This window comes from Mycobacterium colombiense, assembly GCF_001665835.1.
GTDB lineage: Bacteria > Actinomycetota > Actinomycetes > Mycobacteriales > Mycobacteriaceae > Mycobacterium > Mycobacterium colombiense_A.
In genome coordinates, this window is record NZ_LZSX01000028.1 from 17613 (window position 1) to 36223 (window position 18611).

Genomic DNA, 18611 nt, shown 5'->3' on the forward strand with positions numbered 1-18611 from the left:
CGGGTACGGGCCTGGTGTCAGGTGCCGACGGGATCGATGCTAACAAACACCCCGCGGATGGTCCCGCCAGGCGCCGCGCAGCATGACCTCCGATACGCCCAAACCACCGTCCAGTACAACAAGATTGGCGTCGTAGCCCGCCTTCAGCTCACCCACCCGCCCCAGGCCGACTGCGCGAGCCGGCGTCGTGGCGGTCGTCTGCACCGCGGCGAGCAGTCCGGCGTCGGCGTGCACCGTGCGGAAGAGCCGATCCATGGTGGCGGTGCTGCCCGCGATCGTCGACGTCCCGTGCACCCGTGCGACACCGGCGACGACATCGACGTGCACCGACCCGAGCCGGAACGCGCCGTCGGGCCGGCCGGCCGCGGCGATCGCATCGGTGATCATCGCGACCCTGTCCGCCCCGGCGGCCGCGATGACCGCCGCCACCACGTCGGGGTGCAGGTGCACGCCGTCGGCGATCACCTCGACGGTCACCCGCGGGTCGCGCAGCAGGGCGAGGGCCGGGCCGGGCTCGCGATGGTGCAGCGCCGGCATCGCGTTGAACAGATGCGTGCCGACCGTGGCGCCCAGCGCGATGGCGTGCCGGGTCTGTTCGTAAGTGGCGCCGGTATGCCCCACCGCCACAACGACTCCCGCGTCCAGGAAACGGCGGATCGCCGCGTCGGCCCCGGGCAGCTCGGGTGCCAGCGTCACCATCCGGATGGTGCCGTCGCCCGCGGCCAGCACCGCGTCGATCTCGGCCGGGCTCGGCTCGCGCATCTTCGTGCGATCATGGGCTCCGCAGTGTGCGCGGCTCAGCCACGGCCCCTCCAGGTGGATGCCCGCGACCGTGCCCCGGTGGGTGGCTTCGGCGAGCGTGCGCACCCCGGCGAGCAGTTCGGACCGCGCGGCGGTCACCAGGCTGGCCAGCGTGGTTGTGGTGCCGTGCCGCAGGTGGAACGCGGCGGCGCCGGCGACGCCGTCGGCGTCGGTGTAGGACGCGCCGCCGCCGCCGTGCACGTGCATGTCGATAAACCCCGGCACCACAACGCACTCGGGGAAATCCCGGTCGGCCGGGTGGGGCGGCGGGCCGGGTGCGCAGGCGGCGATCTGTCCGCCGGAGGTCTGCAGCCAGCCGGGGCGGCAGACCTGACCCTCGAGCACCATGGTGCCCGCGGCGATCATGGCCATCGGCCGCCGTTTTCCCAGAAGTGGCGGATGTCCTCGAGCTGGCGACCCTTGGTTTCCGGCGCATACCGGTACACGAAGACGAACGCGACGGCAGCGAGCCCCCCGAACAGCGCGAAAGTCCCTGCGCCACCCAGTGAATGGAGCAGGCTCAGGAAGACGGCGGCGATGATGGCGTTAGCCACCAGGTTGGAGGTCAACATGGTGCTCGACCCGATCGAGCGTAGCCGGGACGGGAAGCTTTCGCTGGCGTACACCCAGCCCAGCGAGCCGAAGCCCATCGTGTAGCCGATGATGAACAGCAGGATGCCGGCGAACCCGGCGATCGCGCCACCGAAGCCCTGACCGAACACGGCCATCAGCACGAGGTCGGCGACGATCATCATGGCGGTGCCCCACAACAGGATTGGCCGCCGGCCCACCCGGTCGACCAGCAGCAGCGCCGCGCCGACCGCCGCCAGCCCGGCGACCTGCAGCAGGGCCGGCAGCCCGAGTAGCGCGAAATTGCCGGTGAAGCCCATGGCCTGAAAGATTCGGGGGCTGTAGTAGATGATCGCGTTGATGCCGGTGATCTGGATCAGAAAGCCGAGCACGACCACGAAGGCGGTCGCCCGCAGGTATGGGGGCCGCAGCATCTCGGTGAACCCGCCCCTGGCGCCGGGCGCGGCTTCGCTCAACGCGCGGCCGATCTCGGCGAGCTCGTCGTCGACCTGCGCGGTGGGTTCCACCCGCAGCAGCGCGCGCCGGGCGTCGTCCATCCGGCCCTTCAGCACGTACCAGCGGGCCGTGTCGGGCATCCGAATCACCAACGGCAGCAACAACACCGCGGGCGCGCAGGCCAGCCCCAGCATCCACCGCCAGCTGTGCGTGTCGGCCAGCATGTAGCCGATCAGGTAGCCGACGATCAGGCCGCTGACGATCGCCAGCTGATAGGCCGTCAGCAGCGAACCGCGCACCGCCGTCGGTGCCGACTCCGCCACATAGACCGGGACCACCACCACCGTCACGCCGATGGTCAGCCCCAGCAGCAGCCGCGCCGTCAGCAACATCGGCAACGAGACCGAGAACGCGGCCAGCAGCGCGAAAACCGCGTAGGCGAACAGGATCAGCACCACCGACCGTTTCCGCCCGATCACGTTGGCCAGCACGCCGGCGCCCAGCGCCCCGACGATCTGGCCGATCACCACCATCGTGGTCAGCAATTCCTGCTGGCGCGTGGACAATCCGAAGTCCTCGGTGACGAACAACTGCGCGCCGGCGATGATGGACAGGTCGTAGCCGTAGATGACGCCCACGCTGGCGGCGGTCAGCCCGACCAGCAGTCCGCGCTGCGATCCGGTGAGCACGGCGCTCAGCGGTGTTGCGGTCGGCGGTTCATCGAGCGGGCCATCATGATCAGCGCGAATACCACGATGGTGCCGATCACCGCCACACCCACCCGGATCGGCATGGCGTCCGCCGAACCGATGATCCCGCCGGCTGCAGCGTCATTGGCCAGCGAATCCGCGGCGGCGTCGTGCTTGGCCGGCGCGAGGGACGGGTCGGGCGCGATCAGCGAGCCGACCTGCGTGCCCTGCGGCGTGGAGAAGCCGTAGTCCAGCAGGTGCGCGGCCTGTTCCCACGGCGCGATCGGCACCCGCGTGCCGTGCAGCAGCACCGCCACCAGCCGTCGCCCGTCGTGATTGGCCGCACCCACGAACGTCTGGCCCGCGTCGTCGGTGTAACCGGTCTTGCCGCCCAGGGCGCCGGGATACTTGTAGAGCAGCTGGTTGTCGTTCTCCAGCTCGTAGCCCGGGTGATCGCCGTGGCCGGGGAAGTCGAAGGTCCGCGTCGCGACGATGTCGGCGAACGTCGGGTTCTGCCACGCGTAGCGGTAGAACAGCCCGATGTCGTAGGCCGAGGTGCTCATGCCGGGCGCGTCCAGCCCCGACGGCGACGCCACCCGAGTGTCCTGGCCGCCCAGCTTGGCGGCCAGCACGTTGATCTTCTCCAGCGCCTGCTGCATGCCGCCCAGCTGCATGGACAGCGCGTGGGCGGCGTCGTTGCCGGAGTGCATCAGCAGCCCGTGCAGCAGCTGGTTGACGGTGAAGACGCCGCCCTCCTCGACGCCGACTTTGGTGCCCTCGGCGGCGGCGTCGTCGGCGGTTCCGGGGACCGACTTGTTCAGGTTGAGCGCGTTCAGGGAGGCCATCGCGACCAGCACCTTGATGATGCTGGCCGGGCGGTGCCGCCCGTGCGGGTCCTTGGCCGCGATGACGGCGCCGCTGTCTAGGTCCGCCACCAGCCAGGCATCGGCGGAGACGTCGTTGGGCAGCGCCGGCGTATTCGGCGCGGCGACGATCCCGCAGCTGCCCAGCGCGTCACCGCCGACCGGTTTGGCGGGCACCGCCAGTGGGATCGGCGGGTCGCCGGCGGTGGGCGCCTCCGACGAATCCACGGCCTTCGGGGTGTTCACCTTGTACGGGCAGTCCGGGGGCGCGGCATTGGGTTCGGCGCCGGGTTCGGCCTTCGCGAGCGGCATCCCCAGCGGCAATGTCGCCGGTGCTGCCAACGTGACCGGGGCGGCCATCAGGAAAAGCGCCGCTGCCAGGCATGATACGGAACGTAACAGGGTCATCGTCTGTGCACAGTAAGCGATCGGCGGCCCGAATCCGGGGAGCCGCGCTGTGACTGGTGAGACGGAAGTTACTGAGCGGTGCCGCCGGGGCCGCGATACGCTGGGCCCGCGGTCAGCCCGAAAGCCACCCACCGCACCGGATTCAGGGGTTTTGTCATTTCACGCGATCGGTTTTGGTCCGCCTGGCGGCGCAACCGCGCCGCGGACGCCTCGCCCGGCGCCGGCCCGCGAGCACTGAACGATCTGCTCAAGCAGGTCGAGAAGGCAACGCAGGTGCGACGTTCCGGGCTCGACCAGGTGCTGGCGGAGCTGAAGCTACACCGTGATGTCGCCACCGACGCCGAGCTGCGGTCGGCGCTGGCCTGGCTGTGCAATGCCGTGACGCGATTCGGCCACAACCCGACCGCCACGCACGTCCGCGAGGTGATGATGGCGGCCGACGCCGTCCGACGGGCACCCGCCGGATAGCGAGGCTTACAGCGTGGTGGCGGCTAGGTCCACGTGGGCCAGGGCCGGGAAGTTGATTGTGCCCATCCAGAGCTTGCCGGCCGCCTCGACCAGGCCGGTGACGGAGCCGAAGTCCCGATGCGCGGTGCGCAGGCCGGCGACGGCCGCACCGCTGTCCGGATCGAACGCGACCGCCCAGATCTCCGGCTTGATCTTCGGTTGCACCCGCTCGGGCAGCCGCCACACCACTTTGCGGATGATCGGTGCCCGCGGGAACAACGATTCCAGTGCCGGATTCGCCTCGGTGACCATCGCCGCCCAGATCCGGCCGTCGTCGCCGGTGGATATGTTGTCGGGCATGCCGGGCAGGTGCACCGCCAGGGGCGTCACCGATCCGGCCCTCGGCCCGATCAGCCAGTACTTCGACAGCCGGCGCGCCTGCGTCTCCGCGAAGACCAGCGCCGACCCGTCGGCCGTGGCCGTCACCCCGTTGGCGAAGTACAACCCGTCCACCAGCGTGGTGACCATGCCGTCCGCGCCGAGGCGGTACAGGCCGCCGGTCGCGCGTGCCTCCAGGATCGGGGCGCCGAAGTGCTCGAAATGAAAGTCGCTCGTCGACTCGGTGAAATAGATTGTGCCGTCGGCTGTTTCGGTGACGTTGGAGCAGAACTTGAGCCGCCTGCCGCCGACCGATTCCACCAGCACGTCCAGCGTGCCGCCCTCCGGGTGCAGCGCGAGCAACCCGCGGTGGCTGTCGCAGATCAGCACCCGGCCGTCGCGGGCGACGTGCAGGCCGAGTGGCCGCCCGCCGGTGTCGGCAACAACTTTGGGGACGGTTGCCCCGCCGCCCTCGGGGGAGATCCGCACGATGCGGCCGTCCTCGAGGCCCGTCCACAACTGGCCGGCCGCGTCGACGACGACGTCCTCGGGCCCGTTGCCGGGCAGCGGGACGACCGTGACGCCGGGCGCCGGCACGTCGGGCAGCTTCTCGACCGGCGGCGGCTGCCACCGCAGCGGGTGGATACGGGGTTTGCGGGCCATGCCCAGGACTTTAGAGCCGCGCCTGGGCCTGCGTCAGCACCTCGCGCAGGATGGCCTCGATGGTGTCGAATTCGGACTGGCCGCTGATCAGTGGCGGCGCCAGCTGGATGACGGAATCGCCGCGGTCGTCGGTGCGGCAGTACAACCCGGCTTCGAACAGCGCGGCGCCGACCCGGGCGAGCAGCGGGCCGCGTTCTTCGTCGGTGAAGGTCTGCTTGGTCGCCTTGTCCTTGACCAGTTCGACGCCGTAGAAGAAACCCTCGCCGCGCACGTCGCCGACGATGGGTAGGTCGTAGAGCTTGTCCAGGGTGGCGCGGAAGGCGGGCGCGTGGGCCCGGACGTGATCGTTGAGGCCCTCACGCTCGAAGATGTCGAGGTTGGCCAGCCCCACCGCCGCCGAAACCGGGTGGCCGCCAAAGGTATACCCGTGCGGGAACATGGTGGCGCCATCGTTGAACGGTTCGAACAACCTCTCGCTGGCGATCATGGCGCCGATCGGTGAGTAGCCCGACGTCATTCCCTTGGCGCAGGTGATCATGTCGGGCACGTAGCCGAAGTCGTCGCAGGCGAACATCGACCCGATCCGGCCGAACGCGCAGATCACCTCGTCGGAGACCAGCAGCACGTCGTATTCGTCGCAGATCTGGCGCACCCGTTCGAAATAGCCTGGGGGAGGCGGGATGCTGCCGCCCGCGTTCTGCACCGGCTCCAGGAACACCGCGGCCACGGTGTCTGGGCCCTCGAACTCGATGGCCTCGGCGATCCGGTCGGCGGCCCACTGCCCGAAGGCCTTCGGGTCGGTCGTGAACGGTTCCGGCGCGCGATACAAATTCGTGTTGGGCACCCGGAAGCCGCCGGGCGTCACCGGCTCGAACGGTGCCTTGTATTTCGGCAGGCCAGTGATCGCCAGTGCGCCCTGGGTAGTGCCGTGGTAGGCGATCGCGCGCGAAATCACCTTGTGCTTACCGGGTTTGCCGGTGAGCTTGAAGTATTGCTTGGCCAGTTTCCACGCGGTCTCGACGGCCTCGGTGCCGCCGGTGGTGAAGAAGACCCGGTTCAGGTCGCCGGGGGCGTAGCCGGCGAGCCGTTCGGCGAGCTCGATCGCGGGCGGAGTGGCGTACCCCCACAACGGAAAGAACGCCAGCGTGCCGGCCTGCCGGGCGGCGACCTCGGCGAGTTCGGTGCGGCCGTGGCCGACCTGCACGGTGAACAGCCCGGACAGGCCGTCGAGGTAGCTCTTGCCGCGGTCGTCGAAGATGGTGACACCCTGGCCGCGGGTGATGATTGGCGGCGTGATTCCCGGACCGTGCCGGGCGAAGTGCAGCCAGAGGTTGTCAGTCATCTTGCCGCTGAGCGTAGCGCTCGGTTCGATGGCCCGGCTCTTCCTCGCGCCGTTCGGCGCTCGGCGTCGCCGCGCTAGGCTCGTCGACATGACCTCAGCGCAGCAGGTCAGCGAGTTCGAGTCGCTACGGCCCCATCTCATGTCGGTCGCCTACCGGCTGACCGGCACGGTGGCCGACGCCGAGGACATCGTGCAGGACGCCTGGCTGCGCTGGCACCGGCAGGACCCCGACAAGGGATCAGAGATCACCGACCTGCGGGCCTGGCTGACCACGGTGGTGAGCAGGCTGGGCCTGGACAGGTTGCGTTCGGCCGCGCATCGTCGCGAGACCTACACCGGCAACTGGCTGCCCGAGCCGGTGGTCACCGGGTTCGACGCGGCCGATCCGCTCTCCGCGGTGGTGGCCGGCGAGGACGCGCGGTTCGCGGCGATGGTGGTGCTGGAGCGGCTGTCACCCGATCAGCGCGTCGCCTTCGTGCTGCACGACGGGTTCGCCGTGCCGTTCGCGGAGGTGGCCCAGGTGCTGGGGACCAACGAGGCCGCAGCCCGCCAGCTGGCGTCGCGGGCCCGCAAGGCCGTCTCGGCCGAGGCGCCACCAAAGCCCGATCCGGCGCACAGCGAGGTGGTAGGAAAGTTGCTGGCCGCCATGGCATCCGGCGATCTGGAGGCCGTGGTCTCGCTGCTGCATCCCGACGTGATCCTGACCGGTGACGCGAATGGCAAGGCGCCCACCGCCATCAACGTCATCCACGGCGCGGACAAGGTGGCCCGGTTCTTCTTCGGCCTGGCCCAGCGCTACGGCCCGGCGATGTTCACCTCGTATCAGCTCGGGCTGGTCAACGGCGAGCTGGGCGGCTACACGCCCGGCTGCCCCGCCGGCGATGGGTACCGCGAGATGATGCCGCGGATCATGGCCGCGACGGTGCGCGACGGAAAGGTCTGCGCCCTTTGGGATGTGGCCAACCCCGATAAATTCACCGGCTCCCCGCTGCGGGCTCGTTGAGCTCGGTAGCTGATGGCGACGACCCGCTGCGCCCGGCTACGCCGCGCTTGCGATCGTCGCTAGCCCAGGGAACCCGGCAGGCGTCACCGGAATTGAAGCCCTGCTCGGTGATGCCCAGCGCGGAATTCACCCGCGCCCGCATGTTCTCCAACCCGATCTGGTAGGTCAGCTCGAACACACCGGCGTCGCCGAAGCGGGCCCGCAGATCGTCGACCTGCTCGTCGGTGACGGTGTGCGGATCGGTGGTCATCGCGGCGGCATAGGCGATGGCCGCGCGCTCGTCATCGGTGAATGCCGTTGAGGTGGCATAGTTGTCGATGTCCTTGAGGCGCTGCATGTCCAGGCCGTCCAGGCGCTGCAGCATCGATCCGAAGTCGACGCACCACGAGCAGCCGATCTGGCGGGCGGTCCACAACACTGCCAGCTCACGCACGCTGGTCGGCAGCGTTTTCGACGCCCGGTCGACCATCGTCTCGTGCATGGCGCTGGCGATCATCAGCTTGCGATGATGCGCGGCCACGGCGAATGGCTCGGGAACTTGGCCGTAGCGTCGCTTGGCGATGCGGTACATCACCCGGGTCAGCAATCCGGTGCGCTTGGGGGGCAGGGGCGTGATGCGGGTTTTCTGTGTCATACCGATCAGACGATGCAGGCCCGCGACGTGTGACGGCACGGTCGATCGGATCGCCTTAGCAGGTGTTTCCCGTCAGAAGGTCCGGGTACCCGCCCCTCACCCTCGCCGCGCCAACCGGTGCGGCAGGGCAACGAGAGGGTGAGGAGACAGATTATGACCTCTCAAAAAGATCAACAACCGGACGATGCGAGGCTCGAGCACTTCGACGACCCTGAGTTGGGTAGCGGTGCGCGCGACACCGGCTCGGATACTCCCGAACATGGCCGGGCGGACCGTCCGGTCGGAACCGTAGACGAAGACGCGAATCCGCCGATGAGCGACCCGACCGCGTCGGACACCTACGGCGGCACCGGCGAAGTGCCCCCGCAAGACACGGGGAGTGCAATCCCGCCATACGAGGGACGCCAAGAAAGTGCCGCGACCGACGCCCAAGGCGCCGGAGGTGCGACGGGCCCGGCGACCGATCCCGATTTCAAGTCCGCCAGCCCGGCGAGCACCCCTGGCGGTGCGAGTCAGTCTCCGGCAGACGAGCAACCGGCTTCGGAAATGCCGGAATCCGACCGCGACGACGACCGCGTCGGGCCGGGGCACGTGGCGGGTACTCGTCGGGGCGAGTCAGCGCCCTGATCCGACACGCCGCCGCTGGAGTGCCTAGCGCGAGAACATGATCGCGCGCTTGACCTCTTGGATCGCCTTGGTGATCTCGATGCCGCGGGGACAGGCCTCGGTGCAGTTGAACGTGGTGCGGCAGCGCCACACGCCGTCGACCTCGTTGAGGATGTCCAGGCGCTCGGCGGCGGCCTCGTCGCGGCTGTCGAAGATGAACCGGTGCGCGTTCACGATCGCCGCCGGGCCGTAGTAACTGCCCTCGTGCCAGAAGATCGGGCAACTGGTGGTGCACGCCGCGCACAGGATGCACTTGGTGGTGTCGTCGTAGCGGGCGCGGTCGGTCGGGCTCTGAATGCGTTCGCGGGTGGGCGGGTTGCCGGTGGTGATCAGGTACGGCTTCACCGCCCGGTAGGCGTCGAAGAACGGCTCCATGTCGACCACCAGGTCCTTCTCCACCGGCAGTCCGCGGATCGGTTCGACCGTGATGGTCAGTGTTTTTTCGCGCTTACCCGGCTTACTCTTGGGCAGCAGGTCGCGCATCAGCACCTTGCACGCCAGCCGGTTGACACCGTTGATGCGCATGGCGTCCGACCCGCACACCCCGTGCGCGCAGGAGCGCCGGAAGGTCAGCGTCCCGTCCAGGTAGCTCTTGATGTAGATCAGCAGGTTGAGCATCCGGTCGCTGGGCAGGCACGGTACCCGAAAGCTTTGCCAGCCACCGGTTTCCGCGAAGGCGTCGGGCTGGTCGGGGTTGAACCGGGCGATCTTGACGGTCACCATCACCGCGCCGTCGGGAATCGCCGGCAGGGGCGGCTCCAGGCTGGTCTCGACCTCGGCTGCCTCTTCGGTTCCGGCGCTCTCGGCCATCAGTACTTCCGTTCCTTGGGTTCGTAGCGCGTCTGCACCACGGGTTTGAAGTCCAGCGCGATGTCGCTGAGCAGGTCGCTGCCCTGCTTGTAGGCCATGGTGTGGCGCATGAAGTTGACGTCGTCGCGGTTGGGGTAGTCCTCGCGGGCATGGCCGCCGCGCGACTCCTTGCGATTCAGCGCACCGACCACGGTGACCTCGGCGAGCTCCAGCAGAAAGCCCAGCTCGATGGCCTCGAGCAGGTCGCTGTTGAATCGTTTCCCCTTGTCGTGCACGCTAATTCGGGCGTACCGCTCCTTCAGGGCGTGGATGTCGGTGAGCGCCTGCTTGAGCGTCTCCTCGGTGCGGAACACCGCGGCGTTGTTGTCCATCGACTGCTGAAGGGCGATGCGGATGTCGGCGACGCGCTCGTTGCCGTGCTCGCTCAAAATGTCGCCGACCCACCCGACGACCATCGCCTCGGGCTCCGGAGGCATATCCACGAAGTCATGCCCCCGCGCGTAATTGGCCGCGGCGATGCCCGCCCGGCGCCCGAACACGTTGATGTCCAGCAGCGAATTGGTGCCCAGCCGGTTGGCCCCGTGCACCGACACGCACGCGCACTCGCCGGCCGCGTACAGCCCCGGCACCGTGGAAGTGTTGTCCCGCAACACCTGTCCGGTGACGGTGGTGGGGACGCCGCCCATCACGTAGTGACAGGTCGGGTAGACGGGGACCAGCTCGTGCACCGGGTCCACACCCAGATAGGTGCGCGCGAACTCGGTGATGTCGGGCAGCTTGGCCTCCAGCACGTCCTCGCCGAGGTGGCGGACGTCGATGTAGACGTAATCCTTGTGCGGGCCCGCGCCGCGGCCCTCCAGCACCTCCAAAACCATTGAGCGGGCCACGATGTCGCGCGGGGCCAGGTCGACGATCGTCGGCGCGTAGCGCTCCATGAAGCGCTCGCCCTCGCCGTTGAGCAGCCGGCCGCCCTCACCGCGCACCGCCTCGGAGATCAAAATGCCCAGGCCCGCCAGGCCGGTCGGATGGAATTGGTGAAACTCCATGTCCTCCAACGGAAGTCCTTTGCGGAAGACGATGCCGATGCCGTCACCGGTCAGCGTGTGCGCGTTGGAGGTGGTCTTGTACATCCGGCCCGAGCCGCCGGTGGCGAGCACGATCGCCTTGGCGTGGAACACGTGGATGTCGCCGGTGGCCAGCTCGTAGGCGACCACCCCGGTGGCCACCGGACCGCTCGGGGTCTGGGTGAGCACCAGGTCCAGCGCATAGAACTCGTTGAAGAACTGCACGTCGTGCCGGACGCAGTTCTGGTACAGCGTCTGCAGGATCATGTGGCCGGTGCGGTCGGCGGCGTAACAGGCCCGGCGCACCGGGGCCTTGCCGTGGTCGCGGGTGTGCCCGCCGAACCGGCGCTGGTCGATGCGGCCCTCGGGGGTGCGGTTGAACGGCATCCCCATCTTCTCCAGGTCGAGCACCGCGTCGATGGCTTCCTTGCACATGATCTCCACGGCGTCCTGGTCGGCGAGGTAGTCGCCGCCCTTGACCGTGTCGAACGTGTGCCACTCCCAGTTGTCCTCTTCGACGTTGGCCAGCGCCGCGCACATGCCGCCCTGGGCGGCGCCGGTGTGGCTGCGGGTGGGGTAGAGCTTGGTCAGCACCGCGGTGCGCACCCGCGGGCCCGCCTCCACCGCGGCGCGCATGCCGGCACCACCCGCGCCGACGATCACCACGTCGTACCGGTGTTGCTGGATCACGGGTCAGCCTCCGATGTTGGGGTCGAATGTCAGCAGCACATAGGTGCCCAGCACCAACGTGAAGCCCATGGACAACAGCAGCAGGCTGTTGAGCCAGAACCGGGTGCTGTCCTTGCGGCTGTAGTCGTCGATGATGGTGCGCAGCCCGTTGCCGCCGTGCAGCTGTGCCAGCCACAGCAGCGCCAGGTCCCAGAACTGCCAGAACGGCGACGCCCAGCGCTGCGCCACGTAGTTGAAGTCGATGCGGTAAACGCCGTCATCCCACATCAGCATGATGAACAGGTGGCCGATCGCCAGCACGAACAGCGCGATCCCGGAGAACCGCATGAACAGCCAGGCGAACTTCTCGAAGTTGGGGATGCCGGCCCGCCGCCGCGGCGAGCGGGGGTTGTCCAGGCTGGCGGGACGGTCGTAGAGGCGCTGTTTGACCGGGGCGACCTCGCCGGGGCCGAGCTGCACGTCCGGACCGCTCATCGGAAGTGCTCCATCATGTGGATGACCGTCACCACGCCGGCCGGGACCATCAGCAGCAGGAACACGATGCCGACGATCCAGAACATCAGCTTCTGGTGGCGCGGGCCCTCCGACCAGAAGTCGATCAGGATCACCCGAATCCCGTTCAGCCCGTGGAAGAGCACCGCGGCGACCAGGCCGTATTCCATCAGGCCGACGATGGGCATCTGGTAGTCGTGGATCACCGCGTTGTACGTCTGCGGGCTCACCCGCAGCATCGCGGCGTCCAGCACGTGGACGAACAGGAAAAAGAAGATCGTCGCGCCGCTGATCCGGTGCAGCACCCACGACCACATGCCGGGGTCGCCGCGGTACAGCGTCCGTGGTGGCCTGCGTTTGCGCGAGGGAGCCGATCCCGGTGCCGCCGGATCCGCGGTCGTCGGTTGCGTAGTCACCCCAGTCCTCACCGCCTTCTTCCGACTTCAACGTCAGCCACTCCGGGCACTTGAGCTTAGCTCGGACACGGTGTGACTTGGGCCAATGTCCGCCAAGCGAAAAGCCGTTTTGCGACTAGGGTGATCGTCGGAATCGACGATGCGTGAGCGGGGTTTCGTGATGCCTGAGATCGACTGGAATACGTTGCGGGACAAGGCAATCTATGTCTCCGCGGGTGCCTACGCACCCTACTCACGGTTCCGGGTCGGGGCGGCCGCGCTGGTCGACGACGGCCGGGTGGTCACCGGTTGCAATGTGGAGAACATCTCATATGGCCTTGGTCTCTGTGCCGAATGCGCGGTGGTGTGCGCCCTGCATTCGACCGGCGGTGGCCGCCTGGTGGCGCTGGCGTGCGTGGACGGGCGCGGATCGGTGCTGATGCCGTGCGGCCGGTGCCGTCAGGTGCTGCTCGAGCACGGTGGGCCCGAGCTGCTGATCGACCATCCCGGCGGGCCGCGCCGGCTCGGCGACCTGCTGCCGGACGCCTTCGGCCCCGACGACCTGGCCGCGGGGCGCGGCTGATGCATCCCGCGTTCGACGCGCCCACGGTGATCAGGACCAAGCGCGACGGCGGCCGGTTGTCCGACGCCGCCATCGACTGGGTCATCGGCGCCTATACCGACGGGCGGGTGGCCGAGGAGCAGATGGCGGCGCTGCTGATGGCGATCCTGCTGCGCGGCATGGATCCCGGCGAGACCACGCGGTGGACGGCGGCGATGCTGGCGTCGGGCGACACTCTCGACTTCGGCGACCTGGGCCTGCGGACGGTCGACAAGCACTCCACCGGCGGGGTGGGGGACAAGATCACCCTGCCCCTGGTGCCCGTCGTCGCCGCCTGCGGAGCCGCGGTCCCGCAGGCGTCGGGTCGCGGGCTCGGCCACACCGGCGGCACCCTGGACAAGCTGGAATCCATCGCCGGGTTCAGCGCCGAGCTGTCCAACCGGCGCGTCCGCGACCAGCTGCGCGACGTCGGCGCGGCCATCTTCGCCGCCGGCGACCTGGCCCCGGCCGACGCCAAGCTGTACGCGCTGCGCGACATCACCGCCACGGTCGAATCGCTGCCGCTGATCGCCAGCTCGGTGATGAGCAAGAAGCTGGCCGAGGGGGCCGGCGCGCTGGTGCTCGACGTGAAGGTCGGCTCCGGGGCGCTGCTGGACTCCGAGCGGCAGTGCCGCGAGCTGGCGCACACCATGGTCGAGCTGGGCGCGGCGCACGGGGTTCCCACCCGCGCGCTGCTGACCGACATGAACCGCCCGCTGGGCGCGACCGTCGGCAATGCCCTGGAGGTCGCCGAGTCCCTCGACGTGCTGGCCGGGGGCGGCCCGCCCGACGTGGTGGAGCTGACGCTGCGGCTGGCCTCCGAGATGCTCGAGCTGGCCGGGATCGACGACCGCGATCCCGCCGACACCCTGCGCGACGGCACCGCGATGGACCGGTTCCGTCGGCTCATCGCGGCCCAGGGCGGTGATTTGTCGGTGCCGTTGCCCGTCGCCGGGCATGCCGAGACCGTGATCGCCCCCCGGGGCGGCACAATGGGCGATATCGACGCGATGGCAGTGGGGCTGGCGGCATGGCGGCTCGGCGCGGGCAGGTCCCGTCCGGGCGAACGCGTGCAGTTGGGCGCGGGTATCCGGATCCACCGCCGCCCCGGCGAGCCGGTCACCGCCGGCGAGCCGTTGTTCACCCTCTACACCGACACCCCGGAGCGCTTCGGTGCCGCGCTCGCCGAGCTGGACGGCGGGTGGAGCGTCGACGGCACACCACCGGCCTCCCGACCGCTGATCATCGATCGGATCGTCACATGACCGCACCGCTAGGGCTGGAGCAGATCAGAAAGGCCCCCAAGGCCCTGCTGCACGATCACCTGGACGGCGGGCTGCGCCCGTCGACCGTGCTGGAGATCGCCGGGCAGGTCGGCTACGACGGGCTGCCCGCCACCGATGTCGACGAGCTGGCGACGTGGTTTCGCACCCGTTCGCACAGCGGCTCGCTGGAGCGCTACCTGGAGCCGTTCTCGCACACCGTGGCGGTGATGCAGACACCGGAGGCGCTGCATCGGGTCGCCTACGAGTGCGTGGAGGATCTGGCCGCGGACTCGGTGGTGTACGCCGAGGTCCGGTTCGCCCCCGAGCTGCACATCGACCGCGGGCTGTCCTTCGATGCGATCGTCGACGCCGTGTTGGCCGGCTTCGCCGAGGGCGAAAAGGCTTGTGCCGCCTCGAATCGCCCGATCGTGGTGCGGCTGTTGGTTACCGCGATGCGGCACGCGGCGGTGTCCCGGGAGATCGCCGAGCTGGCGATCCGGTTCCGGGACAAGGGGGTCGTCGGATTCGACATCGCCGGCGCCGAGGCCGGCAACCCGCCCACCCGGCACCTGGACGCCTTCGATTACTTGCGAGACCACAACGCCCGCTTCACCATTCACGCCGGTGAGGCGTTCGGGCTGCCGTCCATCCATGAGGCGATCGCCTTCTGCGGTGCGGACCGGCTGGGCCACGGGGTGCGCATCGTCGACGACATCGAGGTGCTGGACGACGGGCAGGTCCGGCTTGGTCAACAGGCATCCATCTTGCGGGACAAGAGAATTCCGCTGGAATTGTGCCCCAGCTCCAACGTGCAGACCGGCGCCGTCAAGAGCATCGCCGAACATCCGTTCGATCTGCTGGCCCGCGCCCGCTTCCGGGTGACCGTCAACACCGACAACCGGCTGATGAGCGACACCTTCATGAGCCGCGAAATGCACCGGCTGGTCGAGGCTTTCGGCTACGGGTGGAGCGACCTCGAGCGCTTCACCATCAACGCGATGAAATCCGCGTTCATCCCGTTCGACGAGCGGCTGGCGATCATCGACGAGGTGATCAAGCCGCGCTACGCCGTGCTGATCGGTTAGGCCGGGCGCGGTCCCTCGCTAGATGTGCCCGGGCATCCCGATGGACGGGTCCGACGGCGCCTCGGGTGCGACCGGCATGGCCGGCGGCGCCATCGGCGGGGGTGCCATCGGTGGCGGTTCCGCGGGCGGTGGCGCCACTGGTGGAGGCGGTTCCATCAGCGGCCCGGCCATGGGCGCGGGTGGCGGCGGCGCCATCGGCGGCGCGGGGGCGTACGGGCCTCCCGCGCACACCGGGTCGGTGGGCATGCTGATGCAGCTCAGATCCGCCGGGCCGGTGGGAGCGCCGCCGGCATAGGGTCCGCCCTGACATTGAGCCAACCCAGGCATCCCCACGCACCGGGGATCGGACGGGTTGGTCGGAAGACCGGGATCGGGATCATCTTGCGGCGCAATTGGTGTGCGCGCGGGCGCCGCGTGTGCCGGAACGGCCGTGCCCGTCGCGGCGATTGTGAACAGCGCCGCGGCCACCGCCGCTCTCGTCATCGCGTCGCGGACTCCCGCGCAGATCGCCCAAGCCATCGTGCCCCCTCACGGCCGTGCCCGTCGCGGCTTCCCCCGGGCTATCGATCAGTCTGCGGCACGAGCGCCAAATCCGGTAGCCCATAACGGGTCCGGTTGGACCGAAAGGCCCATGGCCCGCACCGTGCTGGCCAAGTGGGTCTGCACCGCCCGCAGGGCGCGCGGTAAGTCGCCGTCGCGCAAGGCTTCCGCGATGTCCGCGTGCTCGGCCATGATCGTGGCCACCCGATCGGGTTCGCGCAGCGCCGATTCCCCGATCATCCGCATCTGGCGGTCGCGCAAGGACGAGTAGAAAGCCGACAGGATGGCGTTGCCCGACTCTTCCAGGGTGATGGCGTGGAAGGCGCGGTCGGACTCCAGGAACTCCCGCCAGTCGGCCGCCGCCGCGGCGTCGCGCTGCCGGCGCAGCTCGTCCGACTGCCGTTCGAAGACCTCGGCGCAGACGGCCGGGCCGCGCCCGATCACCTTGCCGGCCGCGAACTGCTCCAGCACCAGCCGGGCGTCCATGACCGCCCGCACCTCGTCGGGCGAGACCGGGACCACCAGGGCGCCGCGCTGCGGATAGAGCCGCAACAGCCCCTCGGCCTCCAGCCGCAGGAACGCCTCGCGCACCGGGGTGCGCGACATCCCGAGCGCGGTGGCGACGTCGCCCTCGCTGATCAGCTCGCCGCCGGGGAATTCGCCGGTGAGGACCTGCGCCTTGACGTAGTCCAGCGCGCGGTCCTTGGCCGTGCCCGGTCGGGGGTGCTTTGCTGCCACGCGAGCCCTCTTCTGGTAGCTAAGTCGTATCTCAAGCGTGGTCACGACCGTACACTGCTGCTCCTACCTGCGAGGCTTGACACTGAGATACAAGATAAATACTATTCAGATACGAGAGATACCTGAGCAAGGAGGCGGCAGATGCCCCAGCAGTTGGTGACACCGAACCTGGACCCGACGATCCCCGCGCCGATGATCAACGTGGCCGAGTACGGGTTCGAGGGCCGTTTCGAGGAGTGGGCGCAGCAGGCCGAATACTTCGAGTACTCCAAGGCGGCCAACCCGATCGGATCCGGGCACGTCCCACCGGTCCCGCTGCGGAGGTTCGATCCCGAGATCTATCTCGGCGCGCCGACCGGCGTGATCCCGCTGGATCTTTCCAAGGAACTGGGCATCGACACCGGCGCGGCGACCAGCCCGGCGCTGCTGGCCAACTTCGTCAGCATCCGCGCCCGGGAGCAGGTCGACACCAGCCCCAACGCCACCTCGCAGCTTTACTACGTGCTCTACGGGCGGGGCTTCGCGGCGGTCAACGGCCGGCTGATCGAGTGGGAGAAAGGCGACTTCGTGACGCTGCCGGCCGGCACCCACTCGGTCTTCTACGCCGCCACCGACACGGCCATGTACTGGGTGCACGACGAGCCGCTGCTGCGCTACCTGGGCGCCGAGGCCACCCAGCCGCGGTTTGCGGCGACCAAGTTCCGCCGCGGCGACGCGGTGGCCAAGCTGGAGGAGATCGCGTCGCGCCCGGGCGCCAACGACAAGAGCCGGGTCAGCGTGCTGCTGGCCAACACCAACCAGGAGCAGACGCTGACCATCACCCACGTGCTGTGGGCCATGTTCGGCGTGCTGCCGCCCAACCAGGTGCAGCGCCCGCACCGGCACCAGTCGGTCGCGCTGGATCTCATCCTCGATGCCCCGGAGTCCGGCTGCTACACGCTGCTCGGCACCCGGCTCGACGAGCACGGCGACATCATCAACCCCACCCGGGTGGACTGGCGGGCCGGGTGCGCCTTCACCACCCCGCCGGGCATGTGGCACGCCCACTACAACGAGACCAACGAGCCGGCCCACCTGATCCCGGTGCAGGACGCCGGGCTGCAGACCCACCTGCGCAGCCTGGACATCAAGTTCACCCAGCGCCGCGATCTCGTCGCCGGGTAATCCCCGGGCGGCGGCGGTCCATGCACCGCTCACGATCGCCGCATAGTGTGGCTGGACATGAAGGTGCCCCTGCTGGGACCGGTCTCGCTCACGGGCTTCCAGAACGCCTGGTTCTTCCTGGTCCTGCTGATCGTGCTGCTGGTGATCGGCCTCTACGTCGTGCAGCAATTCGCCCGTCGTCGCCGGGTGCTGCGCTTCGCCAACATGGAGGTGCTGGAGCGGGTGGCGCCGCCGCGACCCAGCAAGTGGCGGCACGTGCCGACCATCCTGCTGGCCGTCTCGCTGGTGTTGCTGACCACCGCGATGGCCGGGCCGACGTCGGATGTCCGGATTCCGCTCAATCGGGCGGTCGTGATGTTGGTGATCGACGTGTCCGAGTCGATGGCCTCCACCGATGTGCCGCCCAACCGCCTGGACGCGGCCAAGGAGGCCGGCAAGCAATTCGCCGACCAGCTGACCCCGGCGATCAACCTCGGGCTGGTCGAGTTCGCGGCCAACGCCACGCTGCTGGTGCCTCCGACGACCAATCGCGGCGCGGTCAAGGCGGGCATCGACAGCCTCAAGCCGATGCCCAAAACCGCTACCGGAGAAGGCATTTTCACCGCCCTGCAGGCGATCGCGACGGTCGGTTCGGTGATGGGCGGCGGCGACGGTCCACCGCCGGCGCGGATCGTGCTGGAATCCGACGGCGCCGAGAACGTGCCGCTGGACCCCAATGCCCCGCAGGGGGCGTTCACCGCGGCGCGGCTGGCCAAGGACGAGGGCGTGCCGATCTCGACGATCTCGTTCGGAACCAAGGGCGGCGAGATCGAGATGGACGGGCACAAAATCGCCGTCCCGGTCTCGA

19 protein-coding genes and 1 pseudogene are annotated in these 18611 nt (G+C 69.1%); 9 read left to right on the forward strand and 11 right to left on the reverse strand.

Annotated features, from left to right (window positions below; all coding sequences use genetic code 11):
* Positions 1-39: 39 nt before the first annotated feature.
* Genes nagA through A5760_RS06085 form a run of 3 tightly spaced genes read right to left on the reverse strand, consistent with a single transcriptional unit; the run spans position 40 to position 3691 of the window.
* Positions 40-1173, reverse strand: coding sequence for an N-acetylglucosamine-6-phosphate deacetylase (nagA, locus tag A5760_RS06075; RefSeq protein WP_064878669.1), 1134 nt, complete (start codon positions 1171-1173; stop codon positions 40-42).
* Complete coding sequence (locus A5760_RS06080) at positions 1164-2516, reverse strand: sugar porter family MFS transporter (protein WP_064878671.1); 1353 nt, start codon at positions 2514-2516, stop codon at positions 1164-1166. Before A5760_RS06080 ends, nagA begins: the two co-directional genes overlap by 10 nt.
* Positions 2517-2521: 5 nt before the next feature.
* Entirely contained in the window at positions 2522-3691 is a 1170-nt protein-coding gene (locus tag A5760_RS06085; RefSeq protein ID WP_419538226.1) for a D-alanyl-D-alanine carboxypeptidase family protein, read from the reverse strand.
* Positions 3692-4060: 369 nt separating this feature from the next.
* Between A5760_RS06085 and A5760_RS06090 the strand changes: the two genes are divergently transcribed.
* Complete coding sequence (locus A5760_RS06090) at positions 4061-4255, forward strand: hypothetical protein (protein ID WP_231122557.1); 195 nt, start codon at positions 4061-4063, stop codon at positions 4253-4255.
* A gap of 6 nt (positions 4256-4261) precedes the next feature.
* Here the strand turns inward: A5760_RS06090 and A5760_RS06095 are convergent, their stop codons facing one another.
* Positions 4262-5275, reverse strand: coding sequence for an SMP-30/gluconolactonase/LRE family protein (locus A5760_RS06095; protein WP_064878675.1), 1014 nt, complete (start codon positions 5273-5275; stop codon positions 4262-4264).
* Between the two features lie 10 nt (positions 5276-5285).
* On the reverse strand, positions 5286-6617 hold the full coding sequence (locus tag A5760_RS06100; RefSeq protein ID WP_064878677.1) for an aspartate aminotransferase family protein: 1332 nt from the start codon (positions 6615-6617) through the stop codon (positions 5286-5288).
* An 88-nt stretch (positions 6618-6705) separates the two neighbouring features.
* Between A5760_RS06100 and A5760_RS06105 the strand changes: the two genes are divergently transcribed.
* Positions 6706-7620, forward strand: coding sequence for a sigma-70 family RNA polymerase sigma factor (locus A5760_RS06105; protein ID WP_064878679.1), 915 nt, complete (start codon positions 6706-6708; stop codon positions 7618-7620).
* A 52-nt stretch (positions 7621-7672) separates the two neighbouring features.
* Here the strand turns inward: A5760_RS06105 and A5760_RS06110 are convergent.
* A pseudogene (locus A5760_RS06110) lies at positions 7673-8317 on the reverse strand (carboxymuconolactone decarboxylase family protein); the annotation flags it as partial.
* A 90-nt stretch (positions 8318-8407) separates the two neighbouring features.
* Between A5760_RS06110 and A5760_RS27205 the strand changes: the two are divergent.
* Positions 8408-8881, forward strand: a complete 474-nt coding sequence (locus tag A5760_RS27205; RefSeq protein ID WP_231122558.1) for a hypothetical protein — start codon at positions 8408-8410, stop codon at positions 8879-8881.
* Positions 8882-8905: 24 nt separating this feature from the next.
* Here the strand turns inward: A5760_RS27205 and A5760_RS06120 are convergent, their stop codons facing one another.
* The 4 genes from A5760_RS06120 to sdhC are packed head-to-tail and all read right to left on the reverse strand — an operon-like array spanning position 8906 to position 12293.
* Positions 8906-9730 carry a succinate dehydrogenase iron-sulfur subunit gene (locus tag A5760_RS06120; RefSeq protein WP_064878680.1) on the reverse strand — a complete coding sequence of 275 codons (825 nt, stop codon included), beginning with the start codon at positions 9728-9730 and terminating at the stop codon, positions 8906-8908.
* A complete protein-coding gene (gene sdhA / locus A5760_RS06125; RefSeq protein ID WP_064878682.1) occupies positions 9730-11484 on the reverse strand; it encodes a succinate dehydrogenase flavoprotein subunit in 1755 nt (584 codons plus the stop codon). Before sdhA ends, A5760_RS06120 begins: the two co-directional genes overlap by 1 nt.
* A 3-nt stretch (positions 11485-11487) precedes the next feature.
* Complete coding sequence (locus A5760_RS06130; protein WP_064878684.1) at positions 11488-11958, reverse strand: succinate dehydrogenase hydrophobic membrane anchor subunit; 471 nt, start codon at positions 11956-11958, stop codon at positions 11488-11490.
* Complete coding sequence (gene sdhC, locus A5760_RS06135; RefSeq protein WP_064878689.1) at positions 11955-12293, reverse strand: succinate dehydrogenase, cytochrome b556 subunit; 339 nt, start codon at positions 12291-12293, stop codon at positions 11955-11957. The genes A5760_RS06130 and sdhC overlap by 4 nt, the downstream gene beginning before the upstream one ends.
* A 259-nt stretch (positions 12294-12552) precedes the next feature.
* Here sdhC and A5760_RS06140 point away from each other — a divergent pair, with 259 nt between their 5' ends.
* The 4 genes from A5760_RS06140 to A5760_RS27210 are packed head-to-tail and all read left to right on the forward strand — an operon-like array spanning position 12553 to position 15617.
* Positions 12553-12954 carry a cytidine deaminase gene (locus A5760_RS06140; protein WP_064878713.1) on the forward strand — a complete coding sequence of 134 codons (402 nt, stop codon included), beginning with the start codon at positions 12553-12555 and terminating at the stop codon, positions 12952-12954.
* Positions 12954-14237: a thymidine phosphorylase gene (locus tag A5760_RS06145; protein WP_064878691.1), complete on the forward strand. Its 1284-nt coding sequence runs from the start codon at positions 12954-12956 to the stop codon at positions 14235-14237. The genes A5760_RS06140 and A5760_RS06145 overlap by 1 nt, the downstream gene beginning before the upstream one ends.
* A complete protein-coding gene (locus tag A5760_RS06150; protein WP_064878693.1) occupies positions 14234-15322 on the forward strand; it encodes an adenosine deaminase in 1089 nt (362 codons plus the stop codon). Before A5760_RS06145 ends, A5760_RS06150 begins: the two co-directional genes overlap by 4 nt.
* A 40-nt stretch (positions 15323-15362) precedes the next feature.
* Positions 15363-15617, forward strand: coding sequence for a hypothetical protein (locus A5760_RS27210; RefSeq protein ID WP_231122559.1), 255 nt, complete (start codon positions 15363-15365; stop codon positions 15615-15617).
* Between the two features lie 272 nt (positions 15618-15889).
* Here the strand turns inward: A5760_RS27210 and A5760_RS06160 are convergent, their stop codons facing one another.
* Positions 15890-16600, reverse strand: a complete 711-nt coding sequence (locus tag A5760_RS06160) for a GntR family transcriptional regulator (protein ID WP_064878695.1) — start codon at positions 16598-16600, stop codon at positions 15890-15892.
* 141 nt (positions 16601-16741) lie between these two features.
* Here A5760_RS06160 and A5760_RS06165 point away from each other — a divergent pair, with 141 nt between their 5' ends.
* Both A5760_RS06165 and A5760_RS06170 read left to right on the forward strand, forming a co-directional pair.
* Entirely contained in the window at positions 16742-17764 is a 1023-nt protein-coding gene (locus tag A5760_RS06165) for a hypothetical protein (RefSeq protein WP_064878697.1), read from the forward strand.
* 57 nt (positions 17765-17821) lie between these two features.
* The coding region (locus tag A5760_RS06170; protein WP_064878699.1) for a VWA domain-containing protein at positions 17822-18611 on the forward strand (790 nt) is incomplete at its 3' end.

Coding starts and splice junctions, on each gene's coding strand:
- A5760_RS27210 (WP_231122559.1), top strand. CDS start 15,363: ATGGACGGGTCCGACGGCGCCTCGGGTGCGACCGGCATGGCCGGCGGC.
- A5760_RS06120 (WP_064878680.1), bottom strand. CDS start 9,730: ATGGCCGAGAGCGCCGGAACCGAAGAGGCAGCCGAGGTCGAGACCAGC.
- A5760_RS27205 (WP_231122558.1), top strand. CDS start 8,408: ATGACCTCTCAAAAAGATCAACAACCGGACGATGCGAGGCTCGAGCAC.
- A5760_RS06150 (WP_064878693.1), top strand. CDS start 14,234: ATGACCGCACCGCTAGGGCTGGAGCAGATCAGAAAGGCCCCCAAGGCC.
- nagA (WP_064878669.1), bottom strand. CDS start 1,173: ATGGCCATGATCGCCGCGGGCACCATGGTGCTCGAGGGTCAGGTCTGC.
- A5760_RS06085 (WP_419538226.1), bottom strand. CDS start 3,691: ATGCCGCTCGCGAAGGCCGAACCCGGCGCCGAACCCAATGCCGCGCCC.
- A5760_RS06100 (WP_064878677.1), bottom strand. CDS start 6,617: ATGACTGACAACCTCTGGCTGCACTTCGCCCGGCACGGTCCGGGAATC.
- A5760_RS06095 (WP_064878675.1), bottom strand. CDS start 5,275: ATGGCCCGCAAACCCCGTATCCACCCGCTGCGGTGGCAGCCGCCGCCG.
- A5760_RS06165 (WP_064878697.1), top strand. CDS start 16,742: ATGCCCCAGCAGTTGGTGACACCGAACCTGGACCCGACGATCCCCGCG.
- A5760_RS06145 (WP_064878691.1), top strand. CDS start 12,954: ATGCATCCCGCGTTCGACGCGCCCACGGTGATCAGGACCAAGCGCGAC.
- sdhC (WP_064878689.1), bottom strand. CDS start 12,293: ATGTGGTCGTGGGTGCTGCACCGGATCAGCGGCGCGACGATCTTCTTT.
- A5760_RS06140 (WP_064878713.1), top strand. CDS start 12,553: ATGCCTGAGATCGACTGGAATACGTTGCGGGACAAGGCAATCTATGTC.
- A5760_RS06105 (WP_064878679.1), top strand. CDS start 6,706: ATGACCTCAGCGCAGCAGGTCAGCGAGTTCGAGTCGCTACGGCCCCAT.
- A5760_RS06130 (WP_064878684.1), bottom strand. CDS start 11,958: ATGAGCGGTCCGGACGTGCAGCTCGGCCCCGGCGAGGTCGCCCCGGTC.